General features: G+C 74.1%; 18 protein-coding genes and 2 pseudogenes. 9 read left to right on the top strand and 11 right to left on the bottom strand.

What is annotated here, in order from left to right:
- The first annotated feature begins 154 nt into the window (after window positions 1-154).
- Window positions 155-1,960: a sulfatase gene (locus ACFYOU_RS20310; protein ID WP_391307286.1), complete on the top strand. Its 1,806-nt coding sequence runs from the start codon at window positions 155-157 to the stop codon at window positions 1,958-1,960.
- A 31-nt stretch (window positions 1,961-1,991) separates the two neighbouring features.
- On the opposite strand, the gene ACFYOU_RS20315 is transcribed toward ACFYOU_RS20310, so the two are convergent.
- Window positions 1,992-2,669 carry a hypothetical protein gene (locus ACFYOU_RS20315; RefSeq protein WP_389763216.1) on the bottom strand — a complete coding sequence of 226 codons (678 nt, stop codon included), beginning with the start codon at window positions 2,667-2,669 and terminating at the stop codon, window positions 1,992-1,994.
- A gap of 452 nt (window positions 2,670-3,121) precedes the next feature.
- Between ACFYOU_RS20315 and ACFYOU_RS20320 the strand changes: the two genes are divergently transcribed.
- The 4 genes from ACFYOU_RS20320 (at window position 3,122) to ACFYOU_RS20335 (ending at window position 6,089) form a co-directional block, all read left to right on the top strand.
- Window positions 3,122-3,928 (top strand): helix-turn-helix domain-containing protein, encoded by an 807-nt coding sequence (locus ACFYOU_RS20320; protein WP_391307289.1) that lies wholly within the window; start codon window positions 3,122-3,124, stop codon window positions 3,926-3,928.
- Window positions 3,929-3,951: 23 nt separating this feature from the next.
- The gene (locus ACFYOU_RS20325) at window positions 3,952-4,488 is read left to right on the top strand and encodes a toxin-antitoxin system, toxin component (RefSeq protein WP_389763682.1); all 537 of its coding nucleotides are present in this window, start codon (window positions 3,952-3,954) and stop codon (window positions 4,486-4,488) included.
- 4 nt (window positions 4,489-4,492) lie between these two features.
- The gene (locus tag ACFYOU_RS20330; RefSeq protein WP_391307291.1) at window positions 4,493-5,680 is read left to right on the top strand and encodes an MAB_1171c family putative transporter; all 1,188 of its coding nucleotides are present in this window, start codon (window positions 4,493-4,495) and stop codon (window positions 5,678-5,680) included.
- 178 nt (window positions 5,681-5,858) lie between these two features.
- Complete coding sequence (locus ACFYOU_RS20335; RefSeq protein WP_391307293.1) at window positions 5,859-6,089, top strand: hypothetical protein; 231 nt, start codon at window positions 5,859-5,861, stop codon at window positions 6,087-6,089.
- Window positions 6,090-6,664: 575 nt separating this feature from the next.
- Here the strand turns inward: ACFYOU_RS20335 and ACFYOU_RS20340 are convergent.
- Entirely contained in the window at window positions 6,665-8,110 is a 1,446-nt protein-coding gene (locus ACFYOU_RS20340; protein ID WP_391307295.1) for an MFS transporter, read from the bottom strand.
- 235 nt (window positions 8,111-8,345) lie between these two features.
- Between ACFYOU_RS20340 and ACFYOU_RS20345 the strand changes: the two genes are divergently transcribed.
- Entirely contained in the window at window positions 8,346-9,077 is a 732-nt protein-coding gene (locus ACFYOU_RS20345; RefSeq protein WP_391307297.1) for a polysaccharide deacetylase family protein, read from the top strand.
- 33 nt (window positions 9,078-9,110) lie between these two features.
- Here the strand turns inward: ACFYOU_RS20345 and ACFYOU_RS20350 are convergent, their stop codons facing one another.
- The 3 genes from ACFYOU_RS20350 to ribA all read right to left on the bottom strand — a co-directional run bounded on the left by ACFYOU_RS20350 (window position 9,111) and on the right by ribA (window position 15,511).
- Window positions 9,111-10,367: a M1 family aminopeptidase gene (locus tag ACFYOU_RS20350; protein ID WP_391307651.1), complete on the bottom strand. Its 1,257-nt coding sequence runs from the start codon at window positions 10,365-10,367 to the stop codon at window positions 9,111-9,113.
- 113 nt (window positions 10,368-10,480) lie between these two features.
- A complete protein-coding gene (locus ACFYOU_RS20355) occupies window positions 10,481-14,479 on the bottom strand; it encodes a Pls/PosA family non-ribosomal peptide synthetase (RefSeq protein ID WP_391307299.1) in 3,999 nt (1,332 codons plus the stop codon).
- Between the two features lie 333 nt (window positions 14,480-14,812).
- The gene (gene ribA, locus ACFYOU_RS20360; protein WP_391307301.1) at window positions 14,813-15,511 is read right to left on the bottom strand and encodes a GTP cyclohydrolase II; all 699 of its coding nucleotides are present in this window, start codon (window positions 15,509-15,511) and stop codon (window positions 14,813-14,815) included.
- Window positions 15,512-15,662: 151 nt separating this feature from the next.
- On the opposite strand from ribA, the gene ACFYOU_RS20365 reads away from it, so the two are divergent.
- On the top strand, window positions 15,663-16,421 hold the full coding sequence (locus tag ACFYOU_RS20365) for a creatininase family protein (RefSeq protein ID WP_391307303.1): 759 nt from the start codon (window positions 15,663-15,665) through the stop codon (window positions 16,419-16,421).
- Entirely contained in the window at window positions 16,418-17,266 is an 849-nt protein-coding gene (locus ACFYOU_RS20370; protein WP_391307304.1) for a dihydrofolate reductase family protein, read from the top strand. Before ACFYOU_RS20365 ends, ACFYOU_RS20370 begins: the two co-directional genes overlap by 4 nt.
- A 129-nt stretch (window positions 17,267-17,395) precedes the next feature.
- On the opposite strand, the pseudogene ACFYOU_RS20375 reads toward ACFYOU_RS20370, so the two are convergent.
- The 5 genes and pseudogenes from ACFYOU_RS20375 to ACFYOU_RS20395 all read right to left on the bottom strand — a co-directional run.
- Window positions 17,396-18,223, bottom strand: a pseudogene (locus ACFYOU_RS20375) (lysylphosphatidylglycerol synthase transmembrane domain-containing protein); the annotation flags it as partial.
- On the bottom strand, window positions 18,220-19,068 hold the full coding sequence (locus ACFYOU_RS20380; RefSeq protein WP_391307306.1) for an SAM-dependent methyltransferase: 849 nt from the start codon (window positions 19,066-19,068) through the stop codon (window positions 18,220-18,222). The gene ACFYOU_RS20380 and the pseudogene ACFYOU_RS20375, both read right to left, overlap by 4 nt.
- Window positions 19,065-20,135 carry a glycosyltransferase gene (locus tag ACFYOU_RS20385; protein WP_391307653.1) on the bottom strand — a complete coding sequence of 357 codons (1,071 nt, stop codon included), beginning with the start codon at window positions 20,133-20,135 and terminating at the stop codon, window positions 19,065-19,067. Before ACFYOU_RS20385 ends, ACFYOU_RS20380 begins: the two co-directional genes overlap by 4 nt.
- Before the next feature lie 149 nt (window positions 20,136-20,284).
- Entirely contained in the window at window positions 20,285-20,683 is a 399-nt protein-coding gene (locus ACFYOU_RS20390) for a 6-carboxytetrahydropterin synthase (protein ID WP_391307308.1), read from the bottom strand.
- 154 nt (window positions 20,684-20,837) lie between these two features.
- Window positions 20,838-21,836 (bottom strand): zinc-binding alcohol dehydrogenase, encoded by a 999-nt coding sequence (locus tag ACFYOU_RS20395; protein WP_391307310.1) that lies wholly within the window; start codon window positions 21,834-21,836, stop codon window positions 20,838-20,840.
- Window positions 21,837-21,991: 155 nt separating this feature from the next.
- Here ACFYOU_RS20395 and ACFYOU_RS20400 point away from each other — a divergent pair.
- Window positions 21,992-22,702, top strand: a pseudogene (locus ACFYOU_RS20400) (CDP-alcohol phosphatidyltransferase family protein); the annotation flags it as partial.
- A 78-nt stretch (window positions 22,703-22,780) separates the two neighbouring features.
- On the opposite strand, the gene ACFYOU_RS20405 reads toward ACFYOU_RS20400, so the two are convergent.
- Window positions 22,781-24,235, bottom strand: a complete 1,455-nt coding sequence (locus ACFYOU_RS20405; RefSeq protein WP_389763242.1) for a serine hydrolase domain-containing protein — start codon at window positions 24,233-24,235, stop codon at window positions 22,781-22,783.
- Window positions 24,236-24,267: the final 32 nt, after the last annotated feature.

The following is a 24,267-nucleotide window of genomic DNA, read 5'->3' on the forward strand; positions in this document are numbered from 1 at the left end:
GCCGGGACCCGAGGATGAACCGAAGGCCGTGGGCGCCCGTACTGGAGGGCGGTGCGACCGGGCCCTCCGCCGGTCCGCAGCACCCCGGTCCGCAGCACCCGTACCGGTACCCGCCCCCGTACCCGCACCGGGCCCTCGTGGAAGGACGTTCGGGTTGAGTCACTCCCTGCACCCGCTCCGGCGACGGGACCCCGACCGTCCGCCACCGGTCGCCGGGGCGGCCGGGACGCCGGACGCCACGATCGGTGACACGTCCGCCTCCCCGGGCGCCGGGTCCGGGCGGGCCCGGCGGATCGCGTCCGCCGTGGCGACGGGGGCGGCGGTCGTCCTGGTCCTGGCCGCACTGCTGGTGCCGCCCCGGCTCGACGCAGTGGACTGGCGGTCGTTCGTGCGGCTACCGGTCGAGGCGGTGTTCGGGGCGGCGCTGTTCCTGGTCCTGCCGGACCGGGCACGACGTGCCGCGGCCGTGCTCATCGGGCTGCTGCTCGGCGGGACGGTCCTGCTCGGTGCGCTGGACCTGGGCTTCGGGCAGTCGTTGGGACGGGACTTCGACCCGGTCCTGGACTGGATCCTCCTCGACGACGGGCTGGCCTTCCTGAAGGACTCGGTGGGTCGGACGGGCACCGTCCTGATCGGCGCCGCGGGGGCGGCCCTGGTGCTCCTCGTACCGGCCCTGATGGTGTTCTCGGCGCTGCGGGCCGGTGCTCTGCTCGCCCGGCACCGGGTGGTGGCGGCCCCCGTGACTCTGGTCGCGGGCACGGTGTGGACCGTGTGTGCGGCGCTCGGCGCCCAACTCGCCGGGGCTCCGCTGGCCGCGCGCACCACCTCGGAGGCGCTGCGGAGCCGGGTCGCCCAGGTGAACGCGACCCTGGCCGACGAGGAACGGTTCGCGCGGGAGGCCGCCGTGGACCCGTACGGGGAGGTCCCGCCGGAGCGGTTGCTCACCGGGTTGCGCGGCAAGGACGTGCTGTTCGTGTTCGTCGAGAGTTACGGGCGCGACGCGTTGACGGACCCGGCGATGGCCCCGCACGTGGGACGGGTGCTGCGGGAGGGCGGCGAGCGGCTGCGCAGGGCGGGCTACGGGGCGCGCAGCGGGTTCCTCACCTCGCCGACGACCGGCGCCGGCAGTTGGCTGGCGCACTCGACGTTCCTGTCCGGTCGGTGGGTGAACAACCAGCAGCGGTACCGCAGCGTCACCAGCAGCGAGCACCTGACCCTGACCGGGGCGTTCCGCAGGACGGGCGCCTGGCGCACGGTCGGCATCGTGCCCGGGGTGACCCGCGCCTGGCCGGAGGGCCGCTTCTACGGTCTCGACCACGTCTACGACTCGCGTGAACTCGGCTACCGGGGGCCGAAGTTCAGTTGGGCGCCGGTACCCGATCAGTTCAGCCTGGCCGCGTTCGAGCGGCTGGAGCACGGCCGGGCGGGGCGGGGTCCGCTGATGGCGGAGATCGTCCTGGTCTCCAGCCACAACCCGTGGGCACCGATCCCCCGGATCCTGCCCTGGGACGGGCTCGGCGACGGCTCGGTCTACGCGGGGGTCCACGAACGGGGCGAGGACCCGCGGGAGGTGTGGAAGGACCCGGAGCGCCTGCGTACGGAGTACCGGCGTTCCGTGGAGTACTCGTTGACCAGTCTCCTGTCGTACCTGGAGCGGTACGGCGACGAGGACACGGTCCTGGTCTTCCTCGGGGACCACCAGCCGGTGCCCGCGGTGGTGGGCCGTGACGCCTCCCGTGACGTACCGGTGTCGGTGGTCGCGCGGGATCCGGCAGTGCTCGACCGCGTCGCCGGCTGGCGGTGGACGGAGGGGCTCGTTCCCGCGCCCACCGCACAGGTCTGGCGCATGGACGCGTTCCGGAACCGCTTCCTGGACGCCTTCGGCCCCCACCGCACGGGCGGGGGCCCGTCCTCCGCAGGGGGGAGGAAGGAGGGGAGGGCGGGCGCCGCGGCCCCCTGACCGGTCGCGACGCCGCCCTCCCGGGTCCGGCTCAGCCGTCCGCGGGGACGGCTCGCAGGTGCCGTGCCACGGGGCGGCGGGGGGTGCCCCGTCGCACCGGGCGCGCTTCGGGGGCCCGACGCGGTTCGCGCAGGACCAGCGTCAGCCGGGAGAGCCCCAGGGCCTGGAGCGTGCGCGGCGTCTCCCCCACGACCCGGCAGTAGGTCCGCCCCCAGCGCGGGTCGGGATGCGTCAGCGGGCGCAGCGCCCCGTCGTTGGCGACGGCGTCCAGGCCGACGGCCCTGATCCAGCGGGGCAGCCCGTCCCGGAACGCGGCGTCCATGATCGGGTCGTCGGCGATGGCCCGCCGGACCGCCCACAACTCCTCGTCGTCCGGGTGGCGTTCGATCGCCTCGGTGAAGTGCGCCAGCATGGGGAGGCACCAGCTCGTCTCCCGGTCCGCCAGCACCGATCCGGCATCCGGATGGAACAGGACGAACCGGAGGAAGTTGTCCCCGGGCATGGCGGTCGGATGCGGCGCCACGGCACCGAACAGCGCATCGAAGGCGTCGTTCGCGTGGACGACGTTCCAGCGGTGGTCGAGAACGAGGGAGGGGAACGAAACAGCATCCAACAGTGCGGCGTAGTCCTGGAGATAGGCCCGGCTCTCCGGCTCGGGCCCCGTGCTCCCCCGGACCGGTAGTCGGCGCCCGTTTGCCTTGAATGCCATCGGGTGGTCACCCCTCTTACGGCTCTGACGGCGAGCGCTGGTCGTGCGACACGGCATCAGGGACCGAAGGAGGACCAAGGAAGGACCAAGGCCCCTCAACACCGCGTGATGATCGTGCTACTCCGTCCGCACACATGTCAACTATCGTGGCATTTACAGTCGGTTGACGGCTGATTCGCGCCACAGATGTGGCGCGGTCTGGCCGCCCGACGGGTCGGCGGGCTAGCCTCTGGTGCTGTCCATTGCACGATGCCGGACAGCGACGTCCAGGGCCCGCACACCGGGCCCCCATGCGCCGTGCGCCCGGCACCACCGGAGAGCCCCCGGCGGACCGCGGCGGTTCCCGTGCGGACCGCCCGTACGCGCCGTCCGGCTCTGCCGGAGCGGCTGAGGGGGGTGTGCTCGTGAGGGATGTCGGTCCTGTTCGGCCTGTCGGTTCTAGGAGACCTTCGGTGACGGATGGCTTCTCGGTACCGGGTGGCGTCACCCCTTCGGGTTCACTGCCCGGCGTGCTCGCCCGGGTCCGCGGTCTCGCCGACCGGCTCGGCGTGCCCCACGCCGAGGTGTTCGACGTCACCCGACTCTCGGTGGCCTCGGGGGTGCCCGAAGCGGTCGTCAAGGACCTGCTGTCCGCACGTCCCGGCGGCGAACCCGACCTCCAGGCCCGGTTCCTCCAGCGCTTCGACCTGCTGCGCCGGACCCGACTGAAGCCGAACGGACGCCGCTACACCCAGCAGGAGATCGCGGACGGCGCCAAGATGTCCCGCCAGCAGGCCGGGGCCCTGATCAACGGTGACCGGCGGCCCACGATGGAACACTGCGCGGCCATCCAGCGCTTCTTCGGCGTGCACGCGGGCTTCCTCTCCGCCGAGGACGCCGACGCCCTCGCCTTCGCGCTGCAACTCACCGAACAGGAACTCCTCCAACGGGCCGCCGTCCACGAAAGACCCGCCCGCAAGCGCCGTCCGGCCCGCGGGTCCCACCGGCCGGACGGATCGAGCGGGTCGAGCAGACCGGACGGCCCGGAGCCGGGTGACCACCTCCGCGCGCCGGGCCACCCGCACGACGGGCTCGACGACCCGCAGGACCCCGACGGCATGGACGACGCGTTGGAACGCCTCCTCCAGGACCACGGCGTACGCGGCATCGCCTGGCGGGCCGCCCAACTCCCCACCGACAAGCACCGCGACAAGGTCACGGAGTGGCTGGACATGCTGCTGGAAAGCGTCAAGCCGCCCCACGGCCCCACGGAGCCCTGATGCGTGCCCGGGTCAGCAAGGACATGCGCAGGCTGTGCGGCGAACTCATCGCCGAACTACCGCCCGAGGTCCCCGGCGGACCCAACGACATCCTCACCGCCCTGTGCGCGGCCATGAGCGTCCGGCGCGGCCGGCCGGTCAACCACCGGATGGCGACCTTCCCTCCCGGAACCGCCAGCGGACTGTGGCTGGACATGGCCGACCAGGACCTCATCGTCATCGAGGAGCGCACCGCCCCGGACCACCAACTGGTGATCCTCGGACACGAGTTGTGGCACATGACGGCCGGCCACAGCAGGCGGCAGGTCGACGGGGACGGCACCGGGGTCGCCGCCCGGCTGCTCGCCGGCGGAGTGGACCTCAAGGACACCGTCCTCAAAGTGGCCGCGCGCAGCCGCTCGCACGCCGCCGAGGAGGAGGAAGCCGAGAGCTTCGGCCTGCTCCTGGCCAGCAAGTGCCGCCCCTGGCTGCTGGGCACCCCCGGGCGGGGTCAGGTGCCCAGCGACGGGATCGCCGCCCGGATCGAGGCGTCCCTCGGCTATCGAAGGCCCCAAGGCTGAGGACGTGAACGGGCCGGACTACTACCTCCCCGCGGCGGCCACCGGGTTCGCGCTCGCACTGAAGGTCCCGGCCCTGGTGCGCAACTGGCGCGACCCCCTGCTGCGGTCCGTCACCGCACTGCTCGCCCTCGGCACCTCGGTGTTCTTCTTCTCCGCCCCGCCGACGATCGTCCGGGTCAACCGGCTCACCGGAGTCCCCAACATCTCCGCGCCGCTGGTCTACGTCCTGCTCTCCGCGTTCAGCGCCTCGTGCCTGGTGCTCATGGTCAACTGGCGGGGCGGGCCCGCCGAGGCCACCCGGCGCACCTCACGGCTGTGGATCGGCGGATACGCGGCGGTGAGCCTGGCCCTCATCGCCCTGTTCGCCCTCGGAGACGCCCCCGTGGAGCGGCTGCGGGACCTCGACACGTACTACGCGAACACCCCGTACATCCGCGAGATGATCGTGCTCTACCTGACCGGGCTGACGGTCGCGGGCGTCGCGATGGCCTGGCTGTGCCTGCGCTGGTCGCTCCAGGTGCGCGGACTGCTGCGCGCCGGCCTGATCTGCATCGCCACCGGGTACCTGTTCAACCTGGCCTACGCCACCGCCAAGTTCACCGCCGTGTTCGCCTGCTGGTCGGGACGGACCGACCTCGACGGGCTGAGCACCGACACCGCTCCCCTGCTCGCTTCGGTCGCGGCCGGCTTCACCGCGGTCGGCTTCTGCCTGCCGCTCGCCTTCCAACGCCTGACGGACCGGCTGGAGATCTGGTCGACCTACCGGCGGCTCGGCCCGCTCTGGCACGAGCTGCGCGGACTCGGCCCGCACGGGGGGCACACGCCACGCCTGGTCTGGTGGCCGTCGGCCGAACTCCTCGTCATCCAGCGCGAGTCCGACATCCACGACGGAATGCTCTGTCTGTACCCGTACTTCGACGGCCGGGTCCGCGCCGGCGCCTACGCCGCCGCCGTACGGGACGGCAGCGGCCCCGACCAGGCGCACGCCGTCGCCGACGCGGTGATGGTGACCGCGGCGGTCCGGGCGCGCGCCGCCGACCCCGAGGGCAACGCGCTGGACCGTGACGCCGCGGCACCGCCCGCCGCGTTGTCCGGTGAGGGCCCGCGGGACCTGGTGCGGATGTCCCTGGCACTGCGCCACTCCCCGGTGGTCGCGGCGGCCCGCACGGCCGACCGTCCGTCAGCGGACTGACCCCGCCGCCCGGGCCGCGGACCCGCGGGGCGGGTGGTCGGTCCGTCGCCCGACCGGCTGCGCACGGGGGCCGTTGCGGGCGTGGAGCGGACGGGTTGTCAGTGGCAGGGGGCAAGCTGGTACGCGCAGTGCCGTGTCCAGCCGATCGCACGATCCCCGACGCTCAGGGAGACGACCGATGCCCACCGCCGTGATGACCGACAGCGAGCGCTCCGCGGTCCAGGCGTACCTACGTCTGCTGCACACCGTACGGGCGGTCCTCGACGCGCCGCCCGGACCGGCCCGGCCGGTCGTCGTCCCGGAGGGGGTCCTCGCCGAGGCCGAGCGGGCGCTGGCCGCCGCCGGCCTGGTGGGCAACGAGCGGGAGTTCTTCACGTTGGTGCACGGGGCGTGCTCCCGGCACGGATGAGGGTCCCCGTACCGGGACGCGGGGCACGATCGGGATCCGTCGCCGACGCCGACGCCCGGGCCGGAGCGTTGCTGGCCGGGCGGTGGCGGCTCCGCCACGGGGGCGGCGGGTCGCCGGCGCCCCGCGCCCACGGCGGGCAGCGGGTTGCTGCGACCGGGGTCGGCCACGTCGCCGCCGCCGGTGCGCGGGCCTCGTTCAGCGGCGAGGACTCCAACGCCCCACCCCCAGTGCGCCGCGAGCGATGCCCGGGACCACCTCGCGTCGCCACGACCGGTGTCCCCCACGCCGGTTCCTCGCCCTCTCGACCGGTGGGCACGGTCTCGGCCGTGCACAGCTCGTCGTGCGGGCCGGCCGGGTCCCGTCGCTACGCCTTGCGACGGCATCCGGCGAGGAGGGTGGCGACCATGTGCTCGGCGTCGGCCTGGTGGTGGTCGGGGCCGGTGATGCAGAGGTTCTCCACCAAGTGAACCCGGCCAAGTGAACCCGGCCGGACCGCGCACTCGACCGAGCCGGGCGGCGGGCGGAGTGGGCCCGCGGGTCCGCACGCCCCACCGTGGTCGTGGACTGACCGACGTCTACGGGTGGCGGGTCCGGGCGGAGAGCAGGACGGTGAGGAGGCAGGGGACCAGCAGCAGGACGAACGCGGTGGCGTACCCCGCGGAGCGGTCCGTACCGACGGCGAGGCAGACGTTCAGGGCGGCCGAACCGATGCCCAGGACCGAGATCTGGCCGAGGTTCTGCGAGGTCTGCATCGCACCGCTGGCGTAGCCCTGCCGACCGGCCGGGCTGTGCGCCAGGGACAGCACCGTGAGCGAGGGGGCGATCAGCCCCATCCCCAGGGCCGCCACGACCATGGCCGAGGCGGCGAAGTACGGCGGGAGCGAGCCCGAGGTGCCGACGGCGGCCACCACGACCGCGAGGGCCAACACCACCGCGCCCACCTGGACCAGCCGGTGTCGGGACCAGCCCGTCAGCAGGTGGCCCTGGACCCAGGAGGCGGCGGCCCAGGCGATCGCGGCACCGGTGAAGGCCAGACCGATCACCAGGGGCGGTGCGTCCCGGTCGGTGACGAGCATCAGGGGCACCAGTGCTTCCAGGGTGAAGAACACCCCGGACCCCAGGCCGCGCAGCAGCACCGTCACGGGCAGTCGGCGCGCGGCCCGGAAGGTCCCCGACGGGAGCAGCCTCGGGGTGAAGGCGATGAGCAGGACGAGGCCGCCGGCCGCGAACAGCAGGTGCCACGGGTCCCAGCCGGACACGCCGTACTGGGCCAGCGCGGCGCCGACGCTCACCGTCGCCGCGAGCAGCAGCGGGGGCCGGGTCGCCCCGGCCGTCTCCGCCGCCTCCGCCGTGGGGGTGGCCGACCAGGACGCGCCGCGCAGTACGGCCACCACCGCGAGCGCCGGGATCAGGGTGAGCACGGCGAGCCCGAGGAACACCGTGCGCCAGGACCAGACCTCGGCCACCACCCCGGCCAGCGGCGGCCCGACCAGTGAGGGCACGATCCAGCAGGTGCTCATCAGCGCCAGGGCACGCGGGCGCAGGGCCGGGGGGTAGGACTGGCCGATCGCGGTGTTGACGGCCACCGCCACCATTCCGGCGGACACGCCGTCGAGGAACCGTCCGGCGGCCAGGTGCCAGATCGAGGTGCTGGCGCCCGAGACGACCAGGGTGACGACGGCCAGCGCCATTCCGGCGGCCAGCGGGCGGTGGGCGCCGGAGCGGTCCGCCCAGTGGCCGCCCAGGACCCCGCCGAACAGGCTCGCGGCCACGAAACAGCCCGCCACCAGCGGGAAGAGACTCACTCCGTCCAGGGCTTCGGCGGCCGTCGGCAGGGTGGGGATCACGGCGAGCGCGGCGAGACCGGTCAGGAACATCACCGCCGCGAAGGTGGTGGTGGCCGCCAGGTACGTCTTGGAGAAGAGCTTCTCGGGGGCCTCGACGGGGCGCTCGGGGTCCGAGGGGGCGGACGGCTCGGGCGGGGTCGGGTTCGTCGACGAGCGCTGGGCGTCATGGGTCACGAGCGGACAAGGTAAGCGACCGGGGTGACCCGTGCCACTGCTTTTCCGTGCGCCCGGCGGACGGGCGCACCGGAGCTAAACGGAATGCAACCGACCGCCTCCCTGCGCGTGTCTGAACTGTCGTCGTCGAGCGGTGACTTGATCGGCGCCGTGGGCAACTCCCGGTGACGCACCTGCTCGACGTGATCGATTCGCACAACTCCCGGTACGGAGAGGCATTCTCATGGGCACAGGCATGACCGTAGGCAGTGGACGGAACGGACGGGGCGGGCGGCCGGCCCAGGAAGCGCGGGGGAAGACCGGGGCCACCGGGCGGGGGCGCACGGCCGTGATCAGCGTCGTGGTGGCCGGGGCGCTGACCGGGTCCGTCCTCGTCGCCGCGCCCGCCGTCGCCGCGCCGGCGGCGCCCGCCAAGGTGGTGTACCTGACCTTCGACGACGGCCCGGGCGTCCACACGCCCAAGGTGCTGGACCTGTTGAAGCAGTACGGCGCCAAGGCGACGTTCTACCAGAACGGGGCCAACGTCGCGGCGCGGCCCGCCACCACCAAGCGGGCCCACCGGGAGGGCCACAGCATCCAGAACCACACCTGGTCGCACGTGGACCTGAGGACCGTCAGCGCGGCGACGTTCAAGTCCGAGGTGAACCGGACGGACGCCGCGATACGCGCCCAGACGAACACGACGCCCACCTGCCTGCGCCCGCCGTACGGGGCCGTCAACCAGACGGTCCGCGACCGGGCGGCGGCGCTGCGCAAGGGGATACGGCTGTGGTCGGTGGACACCCAGAACTGGGCCCGGCCGGGTCGGGCGGCGATCGAGTCGCGGGTCCTGAACAACGTCCGCAACGGGTCCGTGGTGCTGCTGCACGACGCGGGCGGCGACCGCAGTCAGACCGTGGCGGCGCTGCCGAAGATCCTCAAGACGCTCAAGGCCCGGGGTTACACCTTCGGCAAGCAGACCTGCTGACGTCGGACGACGCCCGGCAGCGCGTCGGTGGGATCAGCCGGTGGGCAGCGGGGGCAGTTCGGTGCCGTGCACCCAGGCCGCGAACAGGTCGTCCAACGGCCGGGGCGCGTACTGGGCCGCGTGGGCGGCGAACGCGGCGGTGCTGACCGCGCCGCCGCGGTGCCGGGCGGCCCACCCCCGGAGCATCCGGAAGAACGCCACGCCCCCGAGTGCGCGGTGCAGTGCGTGCACGGTGAGGCCGCCCCGCTCGTAGAGCCGGTCGTCGAACAGGTGCGGGCGGCCCGGGTCGGCGAGCAGCAGGTCCTGCGGGTGCGAGGCGAGCATCCGGTGGGCGACCTTGGCCAGTTGGCCGGTGGTACGTCCGCCGGAGCGCTCCGACCACAGCCACTCGGCGTACTTCGCGAGTCCTTCGTTGAGCCAGATGTGTCGCCAGTCGGCGATGCTCACGCTGTTGCCGAACCACTGGTGGGCCAGTTCGTGGGCGATCAGGCGCTCCGAACCCCCGGCGCCGTCCACGTGGTTGGTGCCGAACAGGGACAGGCCCTGTGCCTCGACGGGCACGTCCAGTTCCTCGTCGGCGATCACCACGGTGTACTCGTCGAAGGGGTACGGGCCGAAGAGTTCCTCGAACAGGTCCATCATCCGGGGTTGCCGGGCGAAGTCCCGGGTGAACTTCGGGAAGAGGTGCGCCGGTAGGTGCGCGCTCTGGGGAACGCCGAGGGTCGGATCGCCCAGGAGGACGGTGCGGAACCGGCCGATGGCGAGGCCGACGAGGTAGCTGGAGGTCGGCGCGGACTGCTCGTACACCCAGGTCGTGGTGCTGGCCCTGGCGACCCGGGTGAGCAGCCGTCCCCCCATCACCACGGAGTACGCGGACGGGGTGGTCACCGAGACCAGGTAGGACGCCTTGTCGGCGGGCCGGTCGTTGCAGGGGAACCAGGACGGTGCGCCGATGGGCTGGCTCGCGACGAGGGCGCCGTCGGTCAGTTCCTCCCAGCCCAGGCCGCCCCACGGGCTGCGCACCGGCTTCGGGTTGCCGGACCACTGGACCTCGACGGTGAACGCGGCTCCGGCCCGCGGGGCCTTGACCGGGTGCAGTCGCAGCCGGCCGCCGCGGTGCGTCCAGCGGGGTTGTCGTCCGTCGACGCGCACCCGGCCGATCCGGAAGTCGTTCAGGTTGAGTTGGAACTCCGTCAGGGGCGCGGGTCCGGCCGTGGCGGTGATCCGGGCGGTGCCGGCGAGTCGGTTGGGGTCCGGGCGGTAGTCGAGGGCGATCTCGTAGCGGTGCACCCGGAATCGGGCGTCGCCGTGTCCCGGGAAGTACGGGTCGGGGTCGGGGAGCCGGTGGCCGCTCGGCGCCGGCGCGCTCCCCGCGCGGGGCCGGTGCTGCGGCGGCGGGCCGTTCAGGGCCGCCACGCTTCGATCGGGTTGCCCAGCCAGCGGGAGTCGGCGGGCACCGACTCGCCGGCCATGACGAGGGAGGCGGGCCCCACGCTGGTGCGGGCGCCGATCGTGCTGCCGGGCAGGACGATCCCGTTCGGCCCGAGGGTGGCGCCCGCCCGCAACTCCACCGCGTCGGTCCGCAGGATGCGGTCGTGGAAGAGGTGCGTCTGGAGGACACAGCCCCGGTTGACGGTGCTGGCGGGGCCGAGGGCCACCAGGTCGGTCTCCGGCAGCCAGTAGCTCTCGCACCACACGCCCCGCCCGATCCGGGCGCCGAGGGCCCGCAGCCACCACGTCAGCAGGGGCGTTCCGGGCACCGAACCGACGAGCCAGGGCACCGCCAGGACCTCCACGAAGGTGTCGGCGAGTTCGTTGCGCCAGACGAAGCCGCTCCACAGCGGGTGTTCACCGGTCCGGTGCCGTCCGACGAGCAGCCACTTGGCGAGCACCGTCACCAGGCAGGCGGCGAGGCCCGCGGCGAGCACGACCGCTCCGGACAGCGCGACGGCGGCCAGGGGGCCGAGGGCGGCGGCCAGGGCGCTCAGGGCGGCGAGGGTCAGGACCGCCAGGGCGACCGACTGGAACACGGGCACCAGTCGGCACAGCTCGACCAGGGCGCGCGCCCACAGCAGCCGGGCGGGGGGATCGTAGGTACGGCTGTGGTCGCCGTCCTCGGTGGCCCGCGGCAGCCGGACCGGGGGGAGCCCCAGGTACGAGCTGCCCTTCTTGGCCTTCTTCGGGGTGGCGGACAGCACGCCGACGAGTCCGCCGTCCGGGACGCGGCGGCCGGGTGCCGTCATGCCGGAGTTGCCGAGGAAGGCCCGGCGGCCGATCCGGGCGCGGCCGATGCGCACCCAGCCGCCGCCGAGCTCGAACGGGGCGGTGAGCGTGTCGTCGGCGAGGAAGGCGCCCTCCCCGACGGTGGTGAGGCTGGGCAGGGCGAGGACGGTCGACACCTCGGCGCCCCGGCCGATCCGCATGCCGAGCAGCCGCAGCCAGACGGGGGTGATCAAACCGGCGTACAGGGGGAAGAGGGTGTCGCGGGCCAGGTCCATGAGCTGGGTGACCGTCCACGCCTGCCATCCGGTGCGGCTGTGGGCGGGGTGGACGCCGGTGCGCAGTCCGAGGCTGAGCAGCCGGACGGCGACGAGCAGCAGCAGCGCGTATCCGAGGCCGAAGGCCAGTGCCGCCGGGACGACCGCGAGCAGGGCGTCGTCCAGGGCGTCCGGCAGGGTGGCCGCCGGGTCGATGAACGCGCCCGCGACGAGGAGCGCGGGCAGGGCGGGGAGCAGCGGGAGCAGGAGCAGGGCCGAGCCGGTGGCCCCGTACATGGCGCGCCAGTGCGGCGAGCGGGGCGGGCGGGTGTGGGGCCAGTCGCGCTTCGCCTTGCCGAGTTTGACGGCGGGGGCCCCGGCCCAGCGCTGTCCGGCGGGCACCCGGCCGGTGACGGCGGAGCCGGGGGCGATCTCGGCGCGCTTGCCGATCCGGGCGCCGGGGAACAGCAGGCTGCGGGTGCCGATCACGGCTCCGGCGCCGACCCGGACGGTGCCGATGTGCAGCCGGTCGCCGTCCAGCCAGTGGCCGCAGAGGTCCACTTCGGACTCCACGGCGCAGCCCCGGCCGAGCCGCAGCAGTCCGGTGACGGGCGGCAGGGAGTGCAGGTCGACGTCGGTGGCGATGCGGGCGCCCAGGGCGCGGGCGTACCGCTGGAGCCAGGCGCCGGTCAGGGCGGTGGCGCCGGTGTGTTCGGCGAGGCGTTCGGCGGTCCACAGCCGCAGGTGGACGGAGCCCGCGCGCGGGTGGGTGCCGGGGCGCACCCCGTGCAGCAGCAGTCGTGCGCCGCCGGCGGCGAGGGCGAGCCGGCCGGGCGGGGTGAACAGGGCGGCGGCTGCGGCGAGGACCAGCCACCAGGGGGCGGTGGGGGCCCACGGGTAGGGCCCGAGGGAGTGCAGGACGTTGCCGAGGGCGAACAGCGGCACGCTCCACCGCAGTCCGGTGACGGTGAACAGGGGGAGCAGCAGCAGGGTTTGCAGGGCCTGCGCGCGCCGGGGGACGGGGGCGACGGTGCGGGCGGCGGCGGTGTCGCGGGCGGACCGTTCCAGGCGTCGGGCGAGGGTGCGCAGCAGGGGCTGCTGGTAGACGTCGAGGACGGCGGCCGTCGGGTAGCGGCTCCGCAGTCGGGTGACGAGTCGGGCGGCGGCGAGGCTGGTGCCGCCCAGGGCGAAGAAGTCGTCGTCGCGGCTGGTGACGGGCGCGCCGAGGACCCGGCTCCACTGTTCGGCGAGCCAGGCTTCGGTGGGGGACGACGTCCCGACGGGTGCGTCGGAGGGGAGTCCGGGCAGCGGCCAGGGCAGGGCGTCGCGGTCGACCTTGCCGGAGGTGCGGGTGGGCAGCCCGGGGACCGGGGCGAGCAACGGCACCAGGGCGGCGGGTAGTTCGGTGCGTAGCCGGTTCAGGGCCGCGGTCCGGTCCCAGTCGTCCCCGACGACGAGGTAGCCGACGAGGAGTTGGCTGCCGCCGGGTGCGGTGCGGACGGCCGCCGCGGCGGTGGTGACGCCGGGCAGCGCGGACAGGGCCGCGTCGATCTCCCCCAACTCGATGCGGCGGCCGCCGAGTTTGACCTGTTCGTCGCCCCGGCCGAGGAACACCAGACCTTCGGGTTCGGCCCGGACGAGGTCGCCGCTGCGGTAGGCGCGCGGCCAGCCGAGGGGGTCCAGCGGTGCGTACTTCTCGGCGTCCTTGACGGGGTCGAGGTAGCGGGCGAGTCCGACGCCGCCGATGACGAGTTGTCCGGTGGCGCCCATCGGTACGGGCCGCCCGGTGTCGTCGACGACGGCGAGTTCCCAGCCGTTGAGGGGCAGACCGATCCGGACGGGTTCCGCGCCGGTGAGCAGCGCGGCGCAGGCGACGACGGTGGTTTCGGTGGGCCCGTAGGTGTTCCACACCTCACGGCCCTCGGTCACCAGTCGCTGCGCCAGCTCCGGCGGGCACGCCTCCCCGCCGAAGATGAGGAGCCGGACGTGGGTGAGGGTCTCCGGTTCCCACAGGGCGGCGAGGGTGGGCACGGTCGAGACGACGGTGATCTCCTGGGCGGCCAGCCAGGGTCCCAGGTCGACGCCGTCGCGGACCCGGGAGCGGGGTACCGGGACCAGGCAGGCGCCGTGGCGCCAGGCGAGCCACATCTCCTCGCAGGAGGCGTCGAAGGCGACGGACAGTCCGGCCATGACCCGGTCCCCGGGGCCGATCGGGTCGTCGGTGAGGAACAGGGCGGCCTCCGCGTCGACGAACGCGGCGGCGGAGCGGTGGGTGACGGCCACGCCTTTGGGGGTGCCGGTGGAGCCGGAGGTGAAGATGATCCAGGCGTCGTGCGCGGGCGCGGGTGGGGGCGCGTGCGCGGGTGGGGGCGCGGGCACTCCGGGCCCGCTCGCCCGGTGACCGACGGGTGCGGTGGCGGCGGTGCGCGGGGTGGGGTCGGGTCCGGGCAGCGGGACGCGGTGCGTGAGGCGGTGGCCGGCGCCGATCACCGCCCGTACGCCGGCTTCGGTGAACACCAGCTCGGCGCGTTCGTCGGGGTCCTCGGCGTCCACGGGCACGTACGCGGCCCCGCTGGCCAGGACGGCGAGGATCGCCACGTACAGGTCGTTGGTGCCGGACGGGACACGGACCCCGATCCGGGTGCCGGGCCCCGCCCCCGCTCCGGCGAGGCGGCGACGGAGCCGCTCGACCTCCACGGCCAGGGCCCGGTAGGTGAGTCGGGTGGTGCCGTCGTCCAGCGCGGGTTCCCCGGGATGGCGGCGCACGGACGCGTCGAGCACGTCGATCAGGGTGCGGGCCGGGGCGGCGGGGCCTGCGGTGAGGACGGCCGGGACGCCCGCTTGCGGTGCGGCGGACGGGGGGTGCTCCCGCCCGACGACGAGGCCGTGGTTCCCCGGGGTCGTGGCCGGTGTCGTGGCTGCCATCGGGTCCTCGCGTCTCGCCCCCGGAGCGGTGCCCGGGCGGTCGGCGCACCCTGCGACCCGCCCGGTTCGTTGCGGTCCATCACTGGACGACCAGGCACAGCCTAATGGGGTCGGGGGAATTCCTCTCTGTGAAAGCAATTCGGGACCGGGCGGAATGCCGCACGGCCTGCGCCCGCGATCCGCGGAGCCCCTTGGAGAATACGAGGAGAGACGGAGTGAAAACCGTGCGAAACCCCCGGGAAGAGCCGCCGGAACGGGCACCCGAATGCCGGAACGTCAACGGCGGCACGGCCCGCTTCGGCATGCGGGAGTTCCTGCTCCGAAAGCCGGCCGTCAGGAAGGTCCGGCCCTTCGGTCGAGGTGCGGCAGGACGTGGTCGAGGCGTTCTCGTTTGGCCCGGAGGTAGGCCAGGTTCTCGGCGCGCGGCGGTATGAGCAGCGGTACGCGTTCGCTGACCCCGATGCCGTGCCGGAGCAGTGACTCCCCCTTGCGCGGATTGTTGGAAAGGAGTCGCACCGAACGCACCCCGAGGTCGTCCAGCATCCGGGCCGCCACCGCGTAGTCACGGGCGTCCACGGGGAGCCCCAGGGCGAGGTTCGCCTCGACGGTGTCGAGCCCCTCCGCCTGGAGCCGCATCGCCTGGAGCTTGGCGACCAGCCCGATCCCGCGCCCTTCGTGGCCGCGGAGGTACACCAGGACCCCGGCCCCCTCGGCCGCTATGAACTCCAGTGCGGCAGCGAGTTGTTCGCCGCATTCGCAGTGCCGCGAACCGAACGCGTCCCCGGTCAGGCACTCCGAGTGCAGCCGGGTCAGTACGTGCTCCCCGCCGGGCTCGCCGTGGACGAGGACCATCTGTTCCGCACCGGAGTCACGGGGTCGGTAGCCGACGGCGGTGAACTCGCCGTACTCGGTGGAAAGGCGCACGTCCACGATCCGTTCGACACCGTCCGGAGGAACGGTGGTGCGCGTGCCGGCCGGGGCGCCGGCACCCTCCCGGGCGCCGTTGACGGCCTTCGGGACGGCTGCTGCCACCCCATCGGACCCGGCCGCCGGCACCCGCCTCCGAGGACGGGCGAACGTCGTCAAGAACCTCATCAACCACCCATTTCCGTCCCCCTCGACCGGAGTTGGTCCGGGGCGCGTACGCTGCTCCTGCCGTCCAGCGGAATTCCACAGGAGCGAAATGACTCAACCGACATCCGGTCACGACGCCGTCGTTTTCCTACCGACGGACACCACCGAGGAGATTCGTGAACGCGGCGCCGTGGTCGCCGTTCTTCCCGTCGGCAGTTTCGAACAGCACGGTCCCTTCCTCCCGATGGCCACGGATACGTTGATAGCCAACGAACTGGCCCATCGGATCGCCGGTTCCCATGCGGTCCTCCTCCTTCCTCCGCTCACCGTCTCGTGTTCCCACGAACACGCCGACTGGCCGGGCACGGTGAGCATTTCCGCGGTCACCCTCCACCACGTCGTCGAGGACGTCGCCCGTTCGCTCCGGAACTCCGGGGTGCACGCGCTCGCACTCGTCAACGGTCACGGCGGCAACTACGTCCTGCGCAACACCGTGCAGGAATCCGCCGCCCGGGGAACGCGCATGTCCCTGTTCCCCGGCCCGGCGGACTGGAGGTCCGCCGGTGCGGCCGCCGGCATCGTCACCTCCGCCCGCGACGACATGCACGCGGGCGAGATCGAAACGTCGATCCTGCTGCACACGCATCCACAACTCCTGCGCCCGGGCTACGCGTCCGGTGACCACTGCGCGGGCGATCGTGCGCACCTCCTGACCCTCGGCATGCGCGCCTACACGGAGTCCGGTGTCATCGGCCGGCCGTCCCGTGCCACGGCGGCCAAGGGGAAGGCGCTGTTGGAGTCGCTGACGGATTCCTTCGGCGCCCACCACGCGCTGCTGTCGCGCGGCATCGGGGGCGACGCACCGTGACCGGGACCTCCTCCGCCGGCGCGCTCACCGCGGCTTCGGCCTGGCGGCGGCTGCTCACCGTCCGCACCCCGGCGCACGCCCGCAGCGTCGGGCTCGTCGAACGCTCCGACGGGACCTGGTGCTGGGACGGGCCCGCAACGGCAGCGGCCACGGATCTCATGGAGCGCTACCTCCCGCTCTGTCTCGCCGGCCCGCGCCTCGCCTTCGCCCAACTCGGCCAGAGCGTGGACGGGTTCATCGCCACCCGGACCGGTGACGCCGACTACGTCACCGGCGACGAGGACCGCCGCCATCTGCACCGACTGCGCGCGCTGGCCGATGCGGTGCTGGTCGGAGCGGGCACCGCGGTGTCCGACGACCCGCGGCTCACCGTCCGGGCCTGCGCGGGGGCCCATCCCGTGCGCGTCGTGCTCGACCCGCACGGCAGGGTCCCCGCCGACCGACACATCTTCACCGACGGATCGGCGCCCACCCTGTGGCTGGTCGGTCCGGACGGGAGGCCCGCGCACCCCGTCGCCGAGGGGGTGACCGTGGTACGGCTGCCCGACCGGGAGGCGTTCGCACCGCAGCGGTTGGTCGAGGTGCTGGACCGGCGCGGGCTGGGTCGGGTCCTCGTCGAAGGGGGCGGCGTCACGGTGTCCCGCTTCCTGCACGCCGGAGCCCTGGAGCGGCTGTACGTGACGGTGGCGCCCGTCCTGCTCGGGGACGGGGTTCCCGGGCTGCGGTTCGACGGTCCGGACGTGATGCGTGAGGCACGGCGCCCGCCGCTGCGCCGGGCGTTCCTCGGCGGGGACACGCTCTTCGAGTTCGACCTCACCGGTCCGACCGGCTCGACCGGCCAGTAGGGGGCGGGGGCGTGCACCGGAGTGGGGGACGCGTTCCGTGTACCGACGCGAGAGGAGCACCACGGCGCCCGGCAGCGCCGCGACGGCACTCAGCACCCCGTACACCACGGACGCGGCGAGACCGTGCCCCGCGCCGAGTCCGGCAGCGGCGAACGCCCACACCGTGACGCCCTCGCGGGGTCCCCACCCTCCGACGCCCAACGGGAGCGACATCGCCAGCAGGGCGAGGAGCATCAGCGGGAGCAGGACGGTGAAGGGTGCGCCGACTCCCGTGACGCGCGCCGCGAGCCAGAACAGGCAGAGGTGTCCGGCCAGTGCCGCGAACGAGGCACCGAGTACCCCGGGCGCGCACAGGACGCGCCACGCGCCCGCGCACGCCGACCGCAGCCGTCGGGCCCGCGGGCCCGCGGCCGCCACCGCACCGGCGACGAGGAGGCAGACCGCGACGGCGGCCAGCGCGGGGGGACCGGTGGCGAGGGCGCGGGCCCGCTCGGACACCGGGGACGGCAGACCGAGCAGCACGCCGAAGCCGACCGCGCACAGGGCCAGTTGTCCGGCCGCCCGTTCCAGGACGACCGCGCGCACGGCACGGCTCGGGTGACCGCTGTCCCGGCCGTGGCGCAGCGCACGGTCGAGGTCGCCGAGCACACCGCCCGGCAGGACCACGTTCAGGAACAGCGAGCGGTAGTAGTCGGCGACGGCCCGACCGAGGCCCAGCCCCAGGCCGAGCGCGCGGGCGACCAGACACCAGCGACCGGCGCTGAGCAGGGTGGTCACCGCCCCGATGCCGAGGGCGGCGAGCGCGGTGGCGGGGTCGATGCGGTCCAGCGCGGCGACGAGGGCCGCGGTGTCGAGGTACCGGAGGAGGGCGGCCAGGACGGCGACGCCCGCGAGCCAGGACGCATGTCTGCGCAGCCCGCGGCGACGGGACCCGGTCGTGCTCGGGGCGGGCGTCACGATGTGGTGTCCCGGTTCCTGGGGAGGGCCAGGACGTCCGCGTGGTGGACGGTCGCACTCAGCTCGCCGGCTGCGTCGGCGGCCAGCCGACGGACGAGGTAGTCGTCCAGTCGGCCCGCCAGGTCGGGTCGTTGTTCCCGGGCCGCACCGACCCAACCGCGCAGCCACTCACCGAGCAGGGGCGAGCCGGACGCGAGCCGCCAGGGGCTGGCGTGGACCCGGACCGTCATGCCCTGGCGGGCGAAGGCATCGGTGGTGGTGGGGACGGCGTCCGGACCGAGCAGCCCTCCGCGGCGCTGATGCGCGTTGAAGGCGTCCGTGACCTCCGCGTCGGCGGGGTGGGCGGGGGTCAGGTCCACCCGGCCGAGCACGGAGAGCGTCAGCAGGGCCGGGCAGCCGGCCCCCGCGCAGGCGGCGGCCAGTGCGTCGACGGCTCCGGCGGTCAGGATGTCCAGCAGCGCGGACGCCGTGACCAGCGAGGCGTCGGCGAGCACGGCCGCCGACAGCCGGCCCACGTCGGTGTCCCGGACCACCGCGGTGACCGGGGAGCCGTCGGCGGCGGACGGGGGCGTGCCCTCGGCGGCCCGTCGCGCGAGGTCGGGATCGTGGTCGTGCAGGACCCAGTGCTGGGGCCCGGGCAGCCGGGGCACCAGCCAGCGGGACATGGCCCCGGTGCCGCAGCCCAGGTCATGGACGACCAGGGGTGAGCCGGCGGGGAGCCGGTGCCCGAGCCGGGCACGCAGCGGACCGAGCAGGGCGGCCGAGCGGGCCTCGGCGTCGGCGGGTTCGCGCAGGGCGAGCCATTGCGGGGTGAACGCCGCCGGTTCGGGGACGGTCCTCGTCACGGGGCGCTCCAACTGTCGCGGCGGAGTTGTTCGAGGACCCCGGAGAGACTGCGGGCGGTGGTCGCCCATCCGTCGAGCGAGGTCCGCCGCTGCCGGGCCGCCGCCTTGAGTCGTTGGCGTTCGTCGTGCTCGTCGAACCAGCGGCGGATCGCGGTGCTCAGCGCGGCGGGGTCCTGGGGCGGCAGTAACACTCCCGGCAGCGCGCCGTCGGGGGCGCGGCCCACCGCTTCGGGTAGTCCACCGACGTCGTTGACGAGCACGGGCACGCCCCGCGCCAGGGCCTCGGTGACGGCCATGCCGTAGGTCTCGGTGCGGGAGGCGAGCACCATCAGGTCGGCGCTCGCGTAGCTGGCGTGGAGCGCCGTCCCCGTCTGCGGACCGGCGAGCCCGATCCGGTTGGTGAGCCCGTGGTGGGCGATCAGGGCGCGCAGTTTGGTGACGTAGTCGGGGTCGCGGTCGAGACTGCCGACGCACACGCAGGTCCACGGCAGGTCGGCGACACTGGCGAGGGCCCGGACCAGCCGGTGCTGGCCCTTGCGCGGGGTGACCGAGGCGACGCACACCAACCGTGAGATGCCGTCGGTCCCGGTGGCCAGCGGGGCGATGTCCGTGCCGGGAGCAGCGACGTGCACCCGGCGGCGGGCCAAGCCGTGGTGGTTGACCAGTCGTTGTGCCGCCCAGTCGCTGGTCGCGATGACCGCGGAGACGGCGCGCAGGGTGGTGCGCTCCAGGGCGTCGAGTTCGGTCGCGGTCGTGGGGTCGAGTCCGGTCTCGTCGGCGAGCGGCAGGTGCACCAGCACGGCGAGCCGCAGCCGTTCGGCCTCGGGGACGACGACCTCGGGCACCGCACAGGCCACCAGTCCGTCGAGGAGCACGACGCTCTCGTCGGGCAACCCGGCCAGCAGGTGGGCGAGTTGGGCGACGGACGGGGTGTCGGGGCGGGGCCAGGTGCCGGGGACGGCGAGGGCCCGGACGTCCCAGCCGAAGCCCGACAGGTCCAGGCTGACCCGTCGGTCGTAGGTGTTGCCGCCGCTGGGCGTGTCCGGGTCGTCCACCCCGCCGGGCATCACGAAGTGCACCGGACGGGCTTCGGTCGGCCTGAGCGCGGCGGGCGTCGCGGGGCCGCGGACCTCGATCGGCACCACGGGGGGCGGGCCGTGCGGGCCGTGCGGGTGCGGGGCGGAGCTGTGGGCCGGGGTCGGCGCGGGAGCCGGGGTCACAGTTCACGCTCGTAGCTGGCCCAGGCGACGTGGGACTCGTGGAGGGTGACGGAGATGCCGCACAGTTCCCGGGCGCCCTCGCCCAGGGCGCCGGAGCCCACCCGTTCGGCCAGCCGGTCCGCGATCACCCGGGCCAGGAACTCGGTCGAGGTGTTGACCCCGGCGAACGCCGGCTCCTCGTCCAGGTTTCTGTACGTCAACTCCGCCACGACTGCTCCTAGTTCGCGGGTGGCCAGGCCGATGTCGACCACGATGCCGTCGGCGTCCAGGGCGGTCCGGCGAAAGGTCGCGTCCACGAGGAACGTGGCGCCGTGGAGTCGCTGCGCGGGCCCGAAGACCTCGCCGCGGAAGCTGTGGGCGACCATCAGGTGGTCGCGGACGGTGATGCTGAACAAGGACCCTCCAGGTACGGCGTACCGGTCCGGTGCCGGGGCTCGCCCCCTTCTACGGATTCCTCGCGCGATTCGTTCAGGCAGCGTGACTTTTCACCACCTCACCACCTCACCACCTCACCGCTTGCCCCGCCTCCCTTCGTCCCCCTCCCTTCCGTCACCCGTCGTCCCCGTACACGACCCGGTGGCACAGGCCGGGCAGTTCCCCGGACGCGATCCGTGCCATGTCCCGCGGGAGGTCGTCGAAGGTCGACTCGCCGGAGACGAGCGCGTCGAGGGCGGGATCGGCCAACAGGTCGAGGGCGAGGGCGAGCCGGTCCCCGAAGGTGCGTCGGGAGCGGCGGGCGGGGGCCACGGCCCCGACCTGGCTGCCGCGCACCACCAGTCGGCCCGAGTGGAACGCCTCGCCGAGCGGCAGGGACACCTTCCGGTCCCCGTACCAGCTGAGTTCGAGCACGGTGCCCTCGGGGCCGAGGAGTTCCAGGGAGCGGGTGAGCCCCTCCTCGGTGGCACTGGCGTGCACGACGAGGTCACAGTCGTCCAGGGCGTCCCCGGGCACGGCGAAGGCGACGCCGAGCGCCTCGGCGAGGGCGGCCCGGCCCGGGTCGGCGTCCACCAGTTGGATGCGTACGCCGGGGAAGCGGGCCAGCAGCGCGGCGACCGAGGCGCCCACCATTCCGCCGCCCACGACGGCGATCCGGTCCCCGACGAGGGGGGCCGCGTCCCACAGGGCGTTGACCGCGGTCTCGACGGTCCCGGCGAGCACGGCCCGGGCGGCGGGCACGGAGTCGGGCACGGGCGTGACGGCGCGGGCGGGCACGACGTACCGGGTCTGGTGCGGGTACAGACAGAACACCGTGCGGCCGAGGAGTCCGGCCGGTCCCGCCTCCACCCGTCCCACGTTGAGGTACCCGTACTTGACCGGCGCCGGGAAGTCGCCGTCCTGGAACGGGGCCCGCATCGCGGTGTGCTGGCTGGCCGGGACACCGCCGCGGAACACCAGTGTCTCGGTCCCCCGGCTCACCCCCGAGTACAGGGTCCGGACGACGACGTCCCCCTCCCCCGGTTCGGGCAGCGGCACCCTGCGGATCTCGCCCTGCCCGGGGGCGGTCAGCCAGTAGGCGCGGGCGGTACGGGGCGGGGTGCGCGGTGTCACGGGCGCTCCTGTCGTCGGTCACGGAACGGGGCCGGGCGGGTGCAGGAGCACCGCCGCGGGGGTGAACGTTCCCCCGGCGCCCCGCGTACTGAGGCAGAGACCGCGACACGGTACGCGGCGGGGATCAGCCCTGTCACCGGGGAGGAAGGTGCGTGATGGACCTGAACCAGGCTCGCGGGCGACGGGGGTTCCCGACGCCGCGACACGAGGCGGCGATCGGTGCGGCCGCCCAGGTGCTGCTGTTGGCCCTGCTCGCCGCGACGGTCGGGTTGGGCGCGGCGGGGTGGCTGGCGGGGCTCGTCTTCGGGGCCGGCACCTGGGTCGTGTTGACCCGTGCGCTGGACCGGGCCGGCGCGCACCGGTTCGGCCCGGCGGACCGGGTCACCCTGGCACGGACGCTCCTGGTCGGCGGGGTGAGCGCCCTGGTCGCCGAGGCGTTCGGGGACTCCCGTCCGGTGCTCCCGCTGATCGCGCTGACGGCGGTGGCCCTGGTCCTCGACGCGGTGGACGGCCGGGTGGCCCGACGCACGGGTACCGCGACGCCGTGGGGCGCCCGGTTCGACATGGAGGTGGACGCGGCCCTGATCCTGGTGCTCAGCGTGGACGCCGCGGTGCGGTTCGGCCCCTGGGTGCTGCTGATCGGCGCGATGCGCTACGCGTTCGTGGTCGCCGCCCGCGGGCTGTGCTGGCTGGGCGCTCCCCTGCCGCCGCGCACGGGCCGCAAGGCGGTGGCCGCGTTCCAGGGGATCGCCCTGCTGCTGGCCACCGTGCCGTTCCTGCCCCACCTCGTGCGGGCGGGTCTGGTCCTGACGGCGCTGGCGGCGCTGACCTGGTCGTTCGGTCGGGACGTGTGGTGGCTGTACCGGTTCGGGGACCGGCCCGGCGCCGGCCCCCTGACCGGAGTCGGGGCGCCGCGCCGGCTCGGGCGGGCGGGCGCGGCCGGTCTACGCGACCTTGGGGCCGCAGCGCATCCCGATGTACACGCACCCGGTGCCGTCCAGCAGCGTGGAGAAGGTGACGGGCATGTAGCCCTCGCTGAACGCCGCGCCGACCCCGGTGCCGGCGAAGACCGTCTCCGTCACCGGCACCAGGTCGATCTCCAGGGGTTCGGAGAAGTCCTTCATGCCGTCGACGAACTCGTACACCAGGTGCCCCGCGCCGTCCCGCTCGGTGACGGTGATGACCACGCCCTCGCGCCGGTACGTGCCCACGAGCGGCGCGAAGTCGACCACGGGGGGCGTGGCCGGCGGGGCGAAGGCGTCCGGCATCGTCACCCCGGCCAGTTCGGCGAGGAGTTCCCGGTACAGCGCACCGTACAGTTCGCGCGCCCCGCCGCCGTTGGTGAGCAGCACGACCGCGACGCCCGCGGACGGAACGACGCGCAGGTAGCCGTACTGTCCGATGGAGGCGCCGTCGTGGCCGTAGCCCTGGACGCCGTCCCAGTCGTAGAGGGTCCAGCCCAGGCCCCAGCCGTCGGCGCTGACCGACCACCGGTCCGGGGAGTCCACGACCCGACGCTGCATCAGCGCGGTGGCCTCCTCGGAGAGCACCTGGCCACCGTCTTCCGCCGTCCCGCCCGCGAGGTGCATCCGCGCGAGCCGCGCGAGGTCCCCGGCGGTGGCGATGACCCGACCGTAGGGGCCGGCCGAGCGCGGCATCAGGTCCCAGGACGGCGCCGGCTCCGGGTCCCGGCCCGGCTCGCCCAGGTGGCTCATCGCCGCGCGGAACCGCAGTGCCTCCTCGGGCAGCGTCACGGTGCGGTCGAGTCCGAGCGGGGTGAGGAGCAGGTCTTTGAGCGCCTCGTCCCAGACCTTGCCGGTGAGCACCTCGACGATGCGGCCGAGCACGTTGTACCCGACGCTGCTGTACGAGAGCGCCTCACCGGGCGGGCAGTCGAGCGCCACGCCCTTCGCGGCCTCGACGTACCGGGCGAGGCAGTCGTCGCCGCGCCCGCTGTCATGGGTGAAGTCGCAGGTGAGGCCGCTGGTGTGGCTCAGCAGTTGGCGCGTGGTGATCATCCTGGTCACCTCGGGATCGGCGACCGAGAACTCCGGCAGTACGTCCACGACCGGTGCGTCCAGGTCCAGTCGGCCCGCGTCGACGAGCTGCATGATCAGGGTGGCGGTGTAGATCTTGGCGATCGAGCCCATCTGGAAGACCGAGTCGGTCGTCGCCTCCACCCCGGTTCCACGGTGGAGCACGCCGCTGGCCAGTTCGTGGACGGCGCCGTCGACCAGGACCGCCAGCGACGCGGCCGGCACGTGGTGCTTGGCGCGCAGTTCGTCGAGCCGGGACTGCCAGTGGGCGAGGTCCAGCTTCCGGCCCGCCGAGTCCCGGGTCCCCCACGGGCCCTCGGCGGCCCAGTTGCCCTGCTCGTCCCAGCTCACGTTGTTCGACATGTCTGCCCCCACTCGATGCGTACGGTGTTCCT

The organism is Streptomyces sp. NPDC005955, from assembly GCF_042871255.1.
Lineage (GTDB): Bacteria > Actinomycetota > Actinomycetes > Streptomycetales > Streptomycetaceae > Streptomyces.

Bases quoted from the DNA above. Each gene is read 5' to 3' on its own strand.
- ACFYOU_RS20355 (WP_391307299.1), bottom strand. From the start codon at position 14,479: ATGGCAGCCACGACACCGGCCACGACCCCGGGGAACCACGGCCTCGTC.
- ACFYOU_RS20345 (WP_391307297.1), top strand. From the start codon at position 8,346: ATGACCGTAGGCAGTGGACGGAACGGACGGGGCGGGCGGCCGGCCCAG.
- ACFYOU_RS20365 (WP_391307303.1), top strand. From the start codon at position 15,663: ATGACTCAACCGACATCCGGTCACGACGCCGTCGTTTTCCTACCGACG.
- ACFYOU_RS20405 (WP_389763242.1), bottom strand. From the start codon at position 24,235: ATGTCGAACAACGTGAGCTGGGACGAGCAGGGCAACTGGGCCGCCGAG.
- ACFYOU_RS20315 (WP_389763216.1), bottom strand. From the start codon at position 2,669: ATGGCATTCAAGGCAAACGGGCGCCGACTACCGGTCCGGGGGAGCACG.
- ACFYOU_RS20325 (WP_389763682.1), top strand. From the start codon at position 3,952: ATGCGCAGGCTGTGCGGCGAACTCATCGCCGAACTACCGCCCGAGGTC.
- ACFYOU_RS20385 (WP_391307653.1), bottom strand. From the start codon at position 20,135: ATGCCCGGCGGGGTGGACGACCCGGACACGCCCAGCGGCGGCAACACC.
- ACFYOU_RS20335 (WP_391307293.1), top strand. From the start codon at position 5,859: ATGCCCACCGCCGTGATGACCGACAGCGAGCGCTCCGCGGTCCAGGCG.